A 15,035-nucleotide genomic window follows, 5' to 3' on the forward strand; every position below is an offset into this window, starting at 1 on the left:
CTTTGTGGCAATGGATAAAAAGACAACCATAAAAATAGGTGGCGTCCCTGAACACTTCAATTTACCATGGCATTTGGCTATTGAGGATAACGCTTTCGCGAAAGCGGGAATAGATCTAATCTGGGAAGATATTCCAGAAGGTACTGGTAGAATGAGCAAATTGCTACGAGAAGAAAAACTTGACGTGGCTTGCATCCTTACTGATGGTATAGTAAAAGATATAGTTGCTGGAAATAAATCTAAGATTTTACAGGTATACGTCTCTTCTCCTCTACTTTGGGGAGTACATGCACCAGGCAGTATCGAAGCAGATCGTACAGAACAACTTGAAGATGGTAAGATAGCGATAAGTCGTTACGGTAGTGGTTCACATTTAATGAGTTACTTACTTGCCAAAAAACATGGTTGGGATACAGACGAAATTGAGTTTGAATTAATTAACACATTAGACGGTGCTGTAGAAGCGCTAAGCGCAAACAAAGCTCAACTCTTTTTATGGGAGCGTTACATGACACAACCCATTGTAGATCAAGGTATATTCAAAAGATTAGAAACTATTGCGACGCCGTGGCCTAGTTTTGTTATCGCTGCTACTGAGCAATGCATAAAAGAAAAAGAAGAAGCACTTTCTAAAATGCTGTATATAATCAATACCTACACAGCAGACTTTAAATACATCCCTAGCATCGATAAAACTATTGCCTCACACTATGATCTTCAAGTAGGTGATGTACAGCAATGGTTATTACGCACAGAATTTAGTGATGACCAGCTATGGGAAAGCACTGTAGATACTATACTAGAAGAATTTACAGCTGTAGGAATTATAGAAAGAAAAGTTGCATTAAAAGATTTAATCTATGATTTATCTAAATTTGATGAGGAAGAATAATCTCTTCTCTAGACCTCATTAGTTTTTTAACAGCATTCATGATTAAAAAAATTTTATTTAAACTGCCTGAATATTATTTCATTATTATATTATTTCTGGCTGGTTTCACACCTCCATTTTATGTTCACTATTTAAGTTTAATTTTTATTGCAGTTTTGGTACTGCAAATCGTATTTAAAAATAAAACAAGTGGATTACTATTAGGTGGCATAGCCTTTTTTGGGAACTTGTTTTTTCTAGCAGCATTATTTTCAGAATTTAATGACTTTACCGAATTCAATAGCGAGGCTCAAAGATTCATCATTATAGGTATTACCATCTGGGTTTTGAATCTTATAGCTTCGGTTACTATGATTTATAGATACGTGAAAATAAAAACGAGAAGTAACCAAAGAATTAAGTATTATTAAATATTTAAGTACTAGCTAGTCATTTTAATTATTGTTGTTGTAATACAAGTACATGTCTTTTACCTTATTATCATCGCCGCTACAAGGCTTTACAGAATTCCGTTTTAGAAATGCGTTTAATAAATATTTTGGAGGAATAGATACGTTCTATGCACCTTACATAAGATTCAATAACAAGCCAGAAATAAGCGCTAAGTACCAACGTGATTTACAACTCGAGAACAATCGTGTTCCAGAATTGATACCGCAAGTGATGACTAATAGCGCCGACGAGTTTATTACCGCCGTAAAGTATATCAGATCTTTAGGTTACAAAGAACTCAATTGGAATCTAGGTTGCCCCTATCCTATGGTGACTAAAAAAGGTATGGGAAGCGGTTTGATTTGTGAACCATCTAAAATAGATGCCATTCTCGATCAAGTTCATGCAGAAACAGATGTGATCGTTTCTATGAAAATGAGAATGGGTTATTTAGAGCCTACAGAAATTCTAGGTACTTTACCTATCCTAGAAAAATATCCTATTAAAAGTATAGCCATTCATGCGCGCATAGGTAAGCAATTGTACAAAGGTGGCGTAGATTTAGAATCTTTCCAGCGTTGTCTGGATACTTCTAAAACCAAGCTTTATTATAATGGGGACATCACTACGGTTGCCGGTTTTAGAAAAATGCAGGAACAATTTCCACTAATAGATCATTGGATGATAGGTCGTGGACTCATCGCAGATCCTTTCTTGCCTAGCATGATTAAGGCAGACACAGAGATTTATCCAGAGAATCGCTGGGAAATCTTCCGTAAATTTCACGATACTATTTATCAAGAGTATGATGCTTTTCTACAAGGTCCTACACCTATAAAAATGAAAATGCAAGGATTCTGGGAATACTGGTCGCAGACATTTCCTAATCCGCAAAAAGCTTTTAAGGCGATTAAAAAAGCTAATAATCCTAAAGCTTATAATCAGGCTGTGAATGATAATTTAAAAACGGTAAATAGATAGTTTGTTTCACGCTTTCGCGAAAGCGAAACCATAAAAACCTACTTTTGTAACCTGCTTTATGGAACAAAGAGATCTACTGCTTATAACACCACCGTTTACCCAACTGAATACACCGTATCCAGCGACGGCTTATATCAAAGGTTTCTTGAATACCAAAGATGTCAGTGCATTCCAGATGGATTTAGGTATAGAAGTAATTCTTGCTTTATTTTCAAAAGATGGTATGGAATTAATGTTTGAAAAAGCATTTGATAATCATAGCATTACATCTCAAAACAGCCAGCGTATTTATGCCTTACAAGATCAGTATTTACAAGTTCTAGAACCTGTAATTTCATTTTTACAAGGTAAAAATGAAACGCTTGCACGGCAAATTTGTTCTCATAATTATTTACCTAGAGCGTCTCGATTTGAGCAGTTAGATGATATGGAATGGGCTTTTGGGAATATGGGAATGCAGGATAAAGCTAAGCATCTCGCTACTTTATATTTAGAAGACCTATCAGACTTCATCAAAGAATGTGTGGATGAAAATTTTGGTTTCAGCCGTTATGCAGAACGTTTAGGAATGAGTGCCAATAGCTTTGACGAGTTATATGAACATCTCGAGAGTGACCTCACTCCTATTGATCAAATCACTTTAGATATTCTAGAAAAAAGAATTCAAGAAGTACAACCAAAACTGGTTTGTTTATCTGTACCATTTCCTGGAAATCTATACAGTTCTCTGAGATGTGGTCAATATATTAAAAAGCATTATCCACATATCAAAATAGCTTTCGGTGGTGGATTTGCTAATACCGAATTGCGCTCTGTTACTGATGTGCGCGTGTTTGAATTCATAGATTACATCGCACTCGATGATGGAGAATTGCCGTTAGAGTTAATAGTAAATGATGTTTTAAATTGTGAAAAACAACGTGTTTTTAAACGCACCTTTATTTTAGAAAACAATAAGGTGGTTTATAAAAACAACTGCACGGCTAGCGATTACAAACAAAGTAAAGTTGGCACACCAGATTATAGTGATTTACTACTGGATGAGTATATATCTGTCATAGAAATTGCAAATCCTATGCATAGTTTATGGAGCGATGGACGCTGGAATAAACTGACTATGGCTCATGGCTGCTATTGGGGAAAATGTACTTTTTGCGATGTCTCACTAGATTATATCAAACTTTATGAACCAGTGGCTGCTGAAATATTAGTAGATCGCATGGAGCAGTTGATTGCTCAAACTGGAGAGAGTGGTTTTCACTTTGTAGATGAGGCAGCGCCACCAGCATTAATGCGCGCTGTAGCACTAGAGATTTTAAAAAGAAAACTATCCGTCACCTGGTGGACCAATATCAGGTTTGAAAAGAACTTTACTCAAGATTTATGTCACTTACTAAAAGCGAGTGGTTGTATAGCCGTTTCTGGTGGACTAGAAGTAGCGTCAGATCGATTGTTGAAATTAATTGATAAAGGAGTTACCGTTGCTCAAGTAGCCCAAGTCACCAGAAACTTAACTGAGTCTGGTATCATGGTACACGCTTACTTAATGTACGGTTATCCTACTCAAACGGTTCAAGAAACTGTGGACAGTCTGGAAATGGTGCGACAACTATTTGAATTAGGAATAATACAAAGTGGATTCTGGCATCAATTTGCGCTTACAGCACATAGTCCTGTAGGTATGAATCCTGAGGAATTTGGTATTACTCCGCAGCTCAATCCTATATCATTTGCTAATAATGATGTACAGTTTGATGATCCTACTGGAGTAGATCACGAGCAGTTTAGTTATGGATTGAAGAAATCTTTATTCAATTATATGCACGGAATAGGTTTTGAGCTAGATTTACAAGATTGGTTTGATTTTAAAGTTCCTCAAAGTCAAATTGATCCTCATTATATAGAAGATTGTTTAAATCAAGATGCTTATCGTTCACCTAAGTCTAATCATAAATTGGTATGGTTGGGTAATGCACCACTTGTTGCTGCTTCTACAATTCATAAAAAGGGTAAAGAAATCAGCTCTTTAAAACTTCAATTTCACCAACCAACTGATTGGTTTGAAATTGAGCTAGAAGCATCTAAAGCTGACTGGTTGATGGATCTATTAGACCAATCTACACCTACTGCCAGTCCTGTAATGACCTACGGTGTTATGAAGAAAAGTTATGAATCAAGATGGGATCAGTTTGATACTTTCTGGTTTTCAGAACCTATGGAAGAACTTAAAGCAAATGGGTTTCTAGTTCTTTAGAAAACGTGTTACACAAAATTTTATGTAACTACATTCCTTTAGGTAATAGATTCAATCTACATTAGATTTGAGGCAAAAAAAAAGAGAGGACTCCTCCTCTCTTTCTAAGCGATCTCCACCGCTTTATTTTAATAAACAACTTGTCTTTAAACTAATTTGCTTATTTACTTAAACCGTTACAAATATATTAGAATTGCCCTGCTCAATTACTAAAAAACTAGGTGTTTCAACGATAAAATATTCAATTAAACATTATATAACACATTATCAAGTATTTGTAAAACCTTTTAAAATGCATTTCGTCGATGTTTAATTAAAAATCTTTATTCAAGAGAGAAGCTGCTGACTATATTACGACCAGCTAGAAAACCTTCTTTCTTATTAATCATTCTAACTGTATAAAAACCTTCATTAGATAGTTTTTTCCATATATTACCTTGATCACCACTCCACCATATTCCTTCAGAACCTACAGCCAGTAACTCTTTTCCATCTGTTTCTGGAATAAATATGATATCACTACAATACCCAGGACCACTACCAGAACTCATAAGTTTCCAGTTTTTTCCACCATCATAAGTGATAGCCTTATTATATAAATTATCTTTTTTCTTATTCCAGTCACCACCTATCATCACACCACGGTTCTCGTCTATAAAATCTATAGCAAATATTCCTGCCATTTCACTACCTGCTATCATAGGAGTTGCATATTCTTCCCAGGTAGAACCACGATCTTTACTATGTAGGATGCGCGCAGCAGCTCCACCAGTAGCAAGCCATACATTATCCTCATAGATAGAAATATTAGAATTACTTGCTGCAAATGCTGCCTCATCTTTAATAAATTCTGGTAGATAAGTACACTTGCACTTTGCCCAGCTTTCTCCGCCATCAAAAGTTTTAATTACAGATAAGCAGTCTTCTGTAGGATCACCAAAAGCAATTCCTTCTTGATCGTTCCAGAACTTCATACTGTCATAAAAAACACGCTCTTCTACCTCAGTATAAACTAGTTTTACGTCATTATTTGCATGGGTAATTTTATATACTAATGCAGGATTACCAGCACTTAAGATGTAAGTATATTGGTCGGTTACAGCAATGGATCTGTATTCGATGCTTTCGTTTTCATCAAATGTTACCTTTGACATTTCTGTCTTTCCTGTTGCTGCATCTATTCTTCCATATTGCCCATCATTACCAGAAAACCAGTAGTCGCCATCACCATAGTCTAGCGCTCTTATACTTATTGAGTCTGTTAAAACTTCCGTCATTTTAATGGTGACGTCAGTTCTACTCTCGTTTTGAGTTTCATTGATTTTAGAAGTTTGAGGATTGTCCTTACAAGCTGCGCTCAAAATGATAAGAGCTAATATTAATATTTTCTTCATGCAGTAAAAATAGGACAGAAAATGTAAATAGGATGGTTGAGATCTCGCTTTCGCGAAAGCGGAATTCCAATACAAATGCCGAAAAAAAATATTCCTTCTCATGTGTTCCATAGGAATAAACGTATTTTTGCAAAATGAGATTTCACCACAATTTAGTGCTCGCAACTGTTGATGCATTGCACAATATATTCAATGACGGCAAGTATGCCGATCAAGCTATTCAAAAGATTTTAAAAAGAGATACTCGATGGGGTTCTAGAGATAGAGGCTTTATTGCAGAAACTACTTATGATATTGTAAGGTATAAAAGACTATTTGCTTCTATTGCTAAGGTAAGTGAACCTTTTAATAAGCAAGATTTATGGAGACTTACTAGTGTCTGGATCGTTCTAAAAGGTCATGATTTACCAGCCTGGGAAGAATATTTCAACACACCAGTAAGACGTATAAAAGGTGGACTGGACGAAGTACGCAACAATCGTAAAATGCGAGAATCTATTCCAGACTGGCTGGATGAAATGGGTGTTGAGGAATTAGGAAACATTTGGGAGCAGGAGATTACTGCTTTAAATGAACAAGCTCCTGTAGTACTACGAGCAAATACTTTAAAAACAGACGTTGCCACTTTAAAAGAAAAACTAATTGCAGAAGAAATTCTAACAACGACTCACGAGCGTTTTCCTGATGCCCTTATTTTAAATGAACGTGCAAACGTTTTCCGTACAAAGTTGTTTACCGATGGTTTTTTTGAAGTTCAAGATGCTGGATCGCAACTTATTGCTGCATATCTGGAGCCTAAACCAGGAGAACGTATTATGGATGCTTGTGCTGGTGCTGGTGGTAAAGCATTACATCTTGCCGCTATGATGGAAAATAAAGGTCAAATTATTGCGACTGATATTTACCAAAGTAAATTAAATGAATTGAAAAGACGAACGCGTCGTGCTGGAGTTCATAATGTAGAAACGCGATTGATCGACTCTACAAAAGTGATCAAAAAACTCCATAATAAAATGGATGCTATCCTTATAGACGCGCCATGTAGTGGATTAGGTGTTTTAAGACGTAATCCTGATGCAAAATGGAAATTGCAACCAGAATTCATTGAAAATATTAAGGAAACTCAACAAGAGATCCTGCAATCTTATAGCAAGGTTGTAAAATCTGGTGGCCGAATGGTTTATGCTACCTGTTCCATATTTCCGTCGGAAAATGAGATGCAAGTAGAAACCTTTTTAAAGTCAGAAGCTGGTACTGATTTTGAGCTAGAAAAATCTCAAACATTATATGCTCATAGAGATGGCTTTGATGGTTTCTTTATGGCAAGAATGAAGAAAAAATAACTACCATCTCGTTTAAAATGTAAACATCTATAATTTCTTAAGACTAAGAAATTTACAACACACATATATGAAGAATATTACCCTATTGTTCTTATTACTTTCTGTAGTGGGAATTGCTCAAATCCCACCAGGATACTATAATAGTGCAAACGGACTTACAGGATATCAGCTAAAGTCTGAGTTAAGTATTATAATTTCTACTGGCTATAATGCCCAAAGTTATGGTTCATTAATTACTTTATACAACACATCTGATAACGATGAGTATTTTGATAACGGTACACAAACGAATACGATCCTAGACATGTATTCTGAGAATCCTAACGGTGCAGATCCTTATAACTATGTCATAGGTGTCAACTCTAATTGTGGAAATTTTAATAGCGAGGCAGATTGCTATAATCGAGAACATATTTATCCGCAAGGTTTCTTTAGTCAGAATGAGCCTATGCGTAGCGATGCTCACCACGTTATTCCTACTGATGGATGGGTAAATGGTGGTAGAAGTAATTTACCATTTGGAGAAGTAAACCCTAATGGCGCATCTATTACTACTTACATGAACGGTAGTAAAAAGGGACCTTCTATAACGACTGGTTTTAATGGGCAAGTTTTTGAACCTCTTGACGAGTTTAAAGGAGACATTGCTAGAATGTTACTTTATTTTGCTACTAGATATGAAAACAACATAAACGACGCTGGCTGGGATGCTGCAAATGCTAGTGCAAACAATCCTCGTGATGGCTCAAGCGATCAATTCTATGAGCAATGGTATATTGATTTACTTCTAGACTGGCATGCTCAGGATCCTGTAAGTCAAAAAGAGATAGATCGCAATAATGACATCTATGTACATCAAAATAATCGTAATCCTTATGTGGATAATCCGCAGTATGTGACTATGATCTGGACCAGTAGTAATAATCCTTCGGGAAGAATGTTTGTTACTCTCAAAGATACATTTGTAGATCTTGATATGGATGGTTTTGCAAGTGCTGGAGATCAAATTACTTATGAATATGAAATTAATAACATAGGTACTACAGATTTATATAATGTACGAGCTGTAGCAGATTTTGGATCATTTACCTCTCCAGGTCAAATTCCGCAGCTCAACGCTGGTATTAATACGACTGATCCATTTGGAACACTTGCGTACACATTAACTCCAGCAGATGTTTCAAGTTCTTGTAGTTGTGTTATCAATAAAATTACAGTCACTGCAGATTTTAATGCTACTGGTACAAATGGTAGTTTTTCAAAAGAAAGCGACGATCCTGATAATTTTGCAAATGTGGACGGAAACGGTGACATGTTACCTGATGACGATACTAGAACAAACCTCAATGTTCAAATGCCATCTGGGGCCGCAACAGAGTTGTTTATATCAGAATACATTGAAGGTGGCGGAAATAATAAAGCTTTAGAAATTGCAAACTTCACTGGAACTGCTGTCAACCTAGCTGACTATTCTATCCAATTAAGTCAAAATGGTAGCGGTACCTGGAACGTTTCAGAGACACTATCTGGAACGCTACAAGATCAAGAGGTTTATGTATTAGCAAGAGGTAACGCAAATGCAGCTATTCTAGCTGAAGCAGATTTATTATTAGGTAGTAGCAGTGTGTTAAATTTTAATGGTAATGATGCCATCGGTTTATTTAAAGCTGGGATTTTACTGGATCTTGTAGGTGATCCTAATAGTAATGCAGACGATATTCAAAATGAAACCTTAGTGCGTAAATCTAATATAACTGGACCTAATACCACATTTGATAAAGTGGGAGAATGGAACATTTTTGCTCAAGACAATTCTAGTGACTTAGGTATGCATACTTTCGACAATACAGCGAGCAATGATGATTTTGTATTCCAAGATATTAGCATCTACCCTAACCCATCTACAGGTGCTTTCTATATCGGGAATCTAGAAAATGAACTGGAGCAACTAGACATTTATGATTTGTCTGGAAGACAATTAGAAATTGCTTTAAACAACAATTATTTTTATATAAATAGAACTGGTGTTTTTATTGCACGACTACAAATAAACGGTGTTTCAAAAACATACAAACTTATAGTCAAGTAAGATCTTACACTACTTAAAAAAAAAGAGCCTTAACAGGCTCTTTTTTTAATCGTACTAATGGTGATGATGTTCTATTTAGACATATTTAAAACACCTCTGAAACGCAATTCATTATTCATCATTTTATCAAAACCTTCTTTGGCATTATCTAGTGAGAATTCTTCAATCATAGGCAATGCTCCTGTACGCTCGCTAAACTTTAATGTATCTTCACTGTCTGGTGCTACTCCACTAGGCCAACCTTTCAATGATTTTCTAGCTTGTAATAATTGCATTGGTGAAACTTTTACGTCATCGCCGGCAGCAGCGATTAATAACATCGTACCATCTATTCCTAAACCGTCGATAACACTCGATATAGCATCAGCGTGCGGTGCTGTGGCGACTATGAGATCTGCGCCACCTAGTTGTTGTAATTGTTCTACGGCATCTTCATCTTTAGTAGCAATAAAATGATCTGCTCCTAGATCCATTGCAAGGTCCTTTTTATCATCTGTAGTACTTAGAGCGATGGTTCTCATTCCCATTTTATGAGCAAATTGTATCGCCAGGTGTCCTAGTCCACCTATTCCTTGAACTGCAACTGTATCGCCAGCTCTCAATCCTGCATTACGCATCCCATTAAATACAGTAATACCTGCACATAAGAGTGGTGCTGCCTCAGTACTTTTTAAATCTTCAGGAACTCTCGCCGCTGCCTCATAAGGCGCTGTCATATATTCTGCATAACCACCATCGTAAGAAATACCAGAAACTTTGGCATTTTCACAGTTAATAAATTTACCTCTACGGCAAGGGTCACAGTCAAAACAATGTCCACCATGCCAGCCTATTCCTACTCGCTCTCCTTTTTCAAATAATGTTACATTATCTCCCAATTCTTCAATAATCCCTATCACTTCATGACCTGGCGTTCTAGGAAAATCATTTCCCATAGCACCAGCTTGCGTAAAAGCATCACTGTGGCATATTCCACAAGCTTCTACTTTTAATAAAATCTCATTGGCTTTTGGAGAAGGCTTATCCATTTCTACGATGGTTAAATCGCCGCCTTGTTCTAAAAATCTTGCTGCTTTCATAAGTTTTCGGTTTTAGTTTTCAATATAGATAAAATGCCTCTTAGAACATGTTAGAGATAGGTTAAGACTTAACAGTAAATCAATACTGATATATACGTTGCATCAGTGAAAAAAAACAGGAGCTTTATGATGTCGCTTTCGCGAAAGCGAAACAATAACAAATCTTTTACCGGCGTTATATATTAAAGAAGTTTATATCTTTAATATTGCAATAATCAACCATCCTATGAAATTATCTTACACAGTCTTATTTCCATTATTACTGATAGCCTTTAATAGCTATTCTCAAGATAGCTACCAGATGTACGGACCAGATGTAGAAGCATCTTTAAAACCTAAAGCTGGCTTACCAGAATTTACCTATGACTCACAATTGATGTCTAGTTTCATTTACAAAAGAGAGACTTATGAAGATGATAAATTACAGTCCACAGAAACTATAAATAGACTCACTCGAGATGTTCAAGAATTAGATTATTTTCCTGTTATTGATGTTCAAAAATCTAATTCTACCAGCTCAGATAAAGCTTCTATGGCTATTAAGAAGTCGGATACTGTTGCTTACACTCCAAAAAATGACGAGATCATATTTAATCATTCTTTGAGTCAGGAGCTGTTCCCAACTCCTACAAGAACAGAGCTTCTGGAAGAACTGGTCTTTGTAAATAAAGGTAAAATCATAGCGATTCAAGATATGAATATGTTTAAAAAATACAGTTATGATGCAAATGAAAATATAACTGAAATAGTAAGCTATCAAACGATATTAGAATTAAATGAAAGGAGTGAAAATCCAGTTCCCGTATTCATCATGAGTCCATTATCCTATGTAAAAATTAGTTACGACTCGTCTAATAGAATGACCGATAAATGGATATACAGCAATCAAGAACTTTATTTTGAAAACGAAAACTCAGAATATAATGAAGCTTTAATAGTTCATCATGAAAAATATAAATACAATGATCGTGATCTATTAGATCAATCAACCCTTTCTACCTTTTTCATTAAAAGTTTTCAAGAAAATGATCCAGCTGCCAAAGAATATGATAAACTTACTAATGATGTAGATACTATAGATTTTAATAAACTACTTAAATTCCTTCATTCTAAAGATGTCTACCTAAAGAGTTACACTTATAACACCGGTAACCAAATCACAAAAAAGAGTGTAAATAAAGAGCAATGGCGTTTTAGAAATAATGAATTGATAAAGACTAACAGTTTAGAAGTATCTAACATATCAATTGCCCAAAACGACAATAAAATAACCGTCGATGAGGAAATTGTTATAGACAATAACACATCTGATAAACAAAGATATAGAACCATTTTTGTAACCGATCAAAATTCTTATTTAACAGAAAAAACCACCTACTCAAATAAAACTAAAAAAGGGGAACTTACCTTAGAAACAAAGGAAACCATGAGTATCACCTACAAATAGTTTACGTAATATATTTATTGTAAATAAGACGTTAATAATTCCGCTTTCGCGAAAGCGGAAACAACTAAAATAAGCCCCTAAAAAAGTATCTTTGCAATAGCCCATAAAAGCGCTCACAATGATTCATTTTTACGGAAATCCGTCCAAGTCAGTTTACGCAGTACAAACCCAAGCACCGATCTCTACAGAAGATGATCAAAAATTACAATGGCTTTTTGCCGATGCTCCAAAACTAGAAGCCGATGCTTTATCGGGATTCTTTACGGGACCACGTGCAACCACCATTACTCCATGGTCTACAAATGCTGTAGAGATTACTCAAAACATGGAAATTAAAGGAATTCTAAGAATCGAGGAATTTCATGCTTGTGAGGAGAACTCGCAGTATGATAAAATGTTGTTGCAAAAGTTTGATGGACTCAATCAATCGCAATTTGATATTAATGTAGAAGCTGAAGGCGTCCTAGAAATAGATGATATTCCTGCTTATAATATGCAAGAAGGATTATCACTTAGCGATGATGAGATCGATTACTTGATCCAGCTTTCTGAAAAATTAGATCGTAAATTAACTGATAGTGAGGTATTCGGTTTTTCACAAGTAAACTCTGAGCACTGCCGCCACAAAATATTTAATGGAACTTTTATCATTGATGGTGAAGAGATGCCTACTTCCCTATTCAAACTCATTAAAGAAACCTCTAAACGCTGGCCTAACGGAATCGTAAGTGCATACAGCGATAACGTAGCCTTTGTAAAAGGACCACAAGCAGAACAGTTTGCGCCTAAAACTGCAAACAAGCCAGACGTTTATCAAACCAGTCTTTTTGATTCGGTAATATCATTAAAGGCCGAAACACACAACTTCCCTACTACCGTAGAGCCATTTAATGGTGCTGCAACCGGTTCTGGTGGAGAAATACGCGATAGACTTGCTGGTGGACAAGGTTCTTTACCACTTGCAGGAACTGCGGTTTATATGACCAGCTACTCGAGATTAAATGAAGAACGACCATGGGAAAATGGCTTTGAAGCTCGTAAATGGCTCTATCAAACACCTATGGATATCTTAATCAAAGCATCAAATGGTGCGAGTGATTTTGGTAACAAATTTGGCCAACCGTTAATCACAGGTTCTGTATTAACATTTGAACATCAAGAAGGTGATCAAAACTTAGGCTTCGACAAAGTCATCATGCAAGCTGGCGGAATAGGTTATGGAAAGAAAGAACAAGCCTTAAAGAAAACTCCAGACGCAGGCGATGATATCATCGTTATGGGTGGAGATAATTACCGTATTGGAATGGGTGGTGCTGCCGTAAGTAGTGCAGACACTGGCGCACTAGATTCTGGTCTAGAATTAAACGCTGTACAACGCTCTAATCCAGAAATGCAAAAACGTGCTGCAAACGCGATACGTGGACTCGTAGAAAGTGATAACAATCCTATTAAATCCATCCACGATCACGGTGCTGGTGGGCACTTGAATTGTCTATCAGAATTAGTAGAAGAAACTGGCGGAATCATAGATATAGAGAAATTGCCAGTTGGTGATCCTACACTATCTCGCAAAGAACTAATCGGTAACGAGTCCCAAGAACGTATGGGATTAGTGATGGATGCAAAAGACTCACCTGTACTGGAAGAAATAGCCGCTCGTGAGCGTGCACCTTTATATAAAGTAGGTAAAGTTACCGGAGATAATAAGTTCACGTTCAGTGAAAAAAATGGTCGCAGCCCTATGGATCTAGCGCTGGAAGATATGTTCGGTTCTAGTCCTAAAACCATAATGGATGACAAGACCATCGAGCGCATTTATGATGCGGTTCCTTATGATGGTAAAGATTTTAAGCTCTATTTATACAACGTATTACGCATGGAAGCTGTCGCTTGTAAAGACTGGCTGACTAATAAAGTAGATCGCTGTGTAACAGGTCGCGTTGCCAAACAACAGACTTGTGGAGAACTGCAACTACCATTAAATAACGTAGGTGTTATGGCGATGGATTATAACGGTAAAAATGGAGTAGCGACCACAATAGGTCACGCGCCAGTTGCCGCATTAATCGATCCAGCTGCTGGTTCTCGCAATGCTATTGCAGAGTCGCTGACTAATCTTGTTTTTGCACCATTAGAAAAAGGCCTTAAAGGCGTGAGTCTAAGTGCTAACTGGATGTGGCCATGTAACAATCCTGGTGAAGATGCTCGTTTATACAACGCTGTAAAAGCCGTGAGCGATTTTGCCATTGAATTAGGAATCAACATTCCTACTGGTAAGGACAGTCTTTCTATGAAGCAAAAATATCCAGACATGGATGTATTGGCTCCTGGAACGGTCATCATCAGTACGGTAGGTGCTTGTGATGATATTTCTAAAGTCGTAGAACCGGTATTGCAACGCGATTACAAGGCTCCTATTTATTACATCAATATGAGTGGCGATGACCATAAACTAGGTGGCTCTAGCTTTGCACAAACACAAAATAAAATTGGTAATGAATGTCCTACGATTGTGGATAGTTCCGCTTTCGCGAAAGCGTTTACCGCTATACAATCTTTGATAAAATCAGGCAAAGTGCTCGCAGGGCACGATGTTGCTAGTGGTGGATTAATTACCACTTTACTAGAAATGTGTTTCCCTTCACAAAACGTGGGAATGGAACTGGATCTGGCTACGGTAGGTCATGATATGGTCAAAGTTTTGTTCTCAGAAAATGCTGGAATCGTGCTACAAGCTACCGATGATAGCGTAGAAGAAGAATTGGCTAAAACAGGCGTTCCTTTCTTTAAAATAGGAAACGCCATAGACGAAGCCGTTTTAGACATCAATGAATTCATCATAGACGTAGATGACATGCGTGATGTTTGGTATGAAACTTCACATTTATTAGACCGCAAACAATCATTTAACGGCACCGCAGATGAACGTGCGTTAAACTATGTGAACCAGCCGCTGGAATTTAAATTTCCTGAGCATTTTACAGGAAAACTACCAGAATTACCTCAAAAACGCATCAAAGCAGCCGTAATACGTGAAAAAGGAAGTAATTCTGAACGAGAAATGGCACGTGCGATGTACCTCGCAGGCTTTGAAGTTATAGACGTTCACATGACCGATTTAATA

At 36.7% G+C, this 15,035-nt stretch carries 10 protein-coding genes; 8 read left to right on the top strand and 2 right to left on the bottom strand.

Annotated features, from left to right (window positions below; genetic code table 11):
* The first annotated feature begins 10 nt into the window (after window positions 1-10).
* Genes A9Q93_RS07460 through A9Q93_RS07475 form a run of 4 tightly spaced genes read left to right on the top strand, consistent with a single transcriptional unit; the run spans window position 11 to window position 4,559 of the window.
* The gene (locus A9Q93_RS07460) at window positions 11-892 is read left to right on the top strand and encodes a substrate-binding domain-containing protein (protein ID WP_303686760.1); all 882 of its coding nucleotides are present in this window, start codon (window positions 11-13) and stop codon (window positions 890-892) included.
* 38 nt (window positions 893-930) lie between these two features.
* On the top strand, window positions 931-1,302 hold the full coding sequence (locus A9Q93_RS07465) for a hypothetical protein (RefSeq protein WP_303686761.1): 372 nt from the start codon (window positions 931-933) through the stop codon (window positions 1,300-1,302).
* 52 nt (window positions 1,303-1,354) lie between these two features.
* Entirely contained in the window at window positions 1,355-2,305 is a 951-nt protein-coding gene (locus A9Q93_RS07470) for a tRNA-dihydrouridine synthase (RefSeq protein WP_303686762.1), read from the top strand.
* Window positions 2,306-2,363: 58 nt separating this feature from the next.
* Window positions 2,364-4,559 carry a radical SAM protein gene (locus A9Q93_RS07475; protein WP_303686763.1) on the top strand — a complete coding sequence of 732 codons (2,196 nt, stop codon included), beginning with the start codon at window positions 2,364-2,366 and terminating at the stop codon, window positions 4,557-4,559.
* Between the two features lie 323 nt (window positions 4,560-4,882).
* Here A9Q93_RS07475 and A9Q93_RS07480 read toward each other — a convergent pair whose 3' ends face one another.
* Window positions 4,883-5,953, bottom strand: coding sequence for an exo-alpha-sialidase (locus A9Q93_RS07480; protein ID WP_303686764.1), 1,071 nt, complete (start codon window positions 5,951-5,953; stop codon window positions 4,883-4,885).
* A gap of 134 nt (window positions 5,954-6,087) precedes the next feature.
* On the opposite strand from A9Q93_RS07480, the gene A9Q93_RS07485 reads away from it, so the two are divergent.
* On the top strand, window positions 6,088-7,296 hold the full coding sequence (locus A9Q93_RS07485) for an RsmB/NOP family class I SAM-dependent RNA methyltransferase (protein ID WP_303686765.1): 1,209 nt from the start codon (window positions 6,088-6,090) through the stop codon (window positions 7,294-7,296).
* 67 nt (window positions 7,297-7,363) lie between these two features.
* Window positions 7,364-9,385: an endonuclease gene (locus A9Q93_RS07490; protein ID WP_303686766.1), complete on the top strand. Its 2,022-nt coding sequence runs from the start codon at window positions 7,364-7,366 to the stop codon at window positions 9,383-9,385.
* A gap of 71 nt (window positions 9,386-9,456) precedes the next feature.
* Here A9Q93_RS07490 and A9Q93_RS07495 read toward each other — a convergent pair whose 3' ends face one another.
* Window positions 9,457-10,464 (bottom strand): alcohol dehydrogenase, encoded by a 1,008-nt coding sequence (locus A9Q93_RS07495; protein ID WP_303686767.1) that lies wholly within the window; start codon window positions 10,462-10,464, stop codon window positions 9,457-9,459.
* Window positions 10,465-10,690: 226 nt separating this feature from the next.
* Here A9Q93_RS07495 and A9Q93_RS07500 point away from each other — a divergent pair, with 226 nt between their 5' ends.
* Entirely contained in the window at window positions 10,691-11,911 is a 1,221-nt protein-coding gene (locus A9Q93_RS07500) for a hypothetical protein (RefSeq protein ID WP_303686768.1), read from the top strand.
* A gap of 118 nt (window positions 11,912-12,029) precedes the next feature.
* On the top strand, window positions 12,030-15,035 hold a 3,006-nt coding region (purL, locus tag A9Q93_RS07505), incomplete at its 3' end, for a phosphoribosylformylglycinamidine synthase (protein ID WP_303686769.1).

This window comes from Nonlabens dokdonensis (assembly GCF_002162835.1).
In the GTDB taxonomy this organism is placed as follows: Bacteria; Bacteroidota; Bacteroidia; order Flavobacteriales; family Flavobacteriaceae; genus Nonlabens; species Nonlabens dokdonensis_B.

What these genes read in the sequence shown, in the direction of transcription:
- A9Q93_RS07460 (WP_303686760.1), top strand. Translation starts at nt 11, where the DNA reads ATGGATAAAAAGACAACCATAAAAATAGGTGGCGTCCCTGAACACTTC.
- A9Q93_RS07465 (WP_303686761.1), top strand. Translation starts at nt 931, where the DNA reads ATGATTAAAAAAATTTTATTTAAACTGCCTGAATATTATTTCATTATT.
- A9Q93_RS07470 (WP_303686762.1), top strand. Translation starts at nt 1,355, where the DNA reads ATGTCTTTTACCTTATTATCATCGCCGCTACAAGGCTTTACAGAATTC.
- A9Q93_RS07475 (WP_303686763.1), top strand. Translation starts at nt 2,364, where the DNA reads ATGGAACAAAGAGATCTACTGCTTATAACACCACCGTTTACCCAACTG.
- A9Q93_RS07480 (WP_303686764.1), bottom strand. Translation starts at nt 5,953, where the DNA reads ATGAAGAAAATATTAATATTAGCTCTTATCATTTTGAGCGCAGCTTGT.
- A9Q93_RS07485 (WP_303686765.1), top strand. Translation starts at nt 6,088, where the DNA reads ATGAGATTTCACCACAATTTAGTGCTCGCAACTGTTGATGCATTGCAC.
- A9Q93_RS07490 (WP_303686766.1), top strand. Translation starts at nt 7,364, where the DNA reads ATGAAGAATATTACCCTATTGTTCTTATTACTTTCTGTAGTGGGAATT.
- A9Q93_RS07495 (WP_303686767.1), bottom strand. Translation starts at nt 10,464, where the DNA reads ATGAAAGCAGCAAGATTTTTAGAACAAGGCGGCGATTTAACCATCGTA.
- A9Q93_RS07500 (WP_303686768.1), top strand. Translation starts at nt 10,691, where the DNA reads ATGAAATTATCTTACACAGTCTTATTTCCATTATTACTGATAGCCTTT.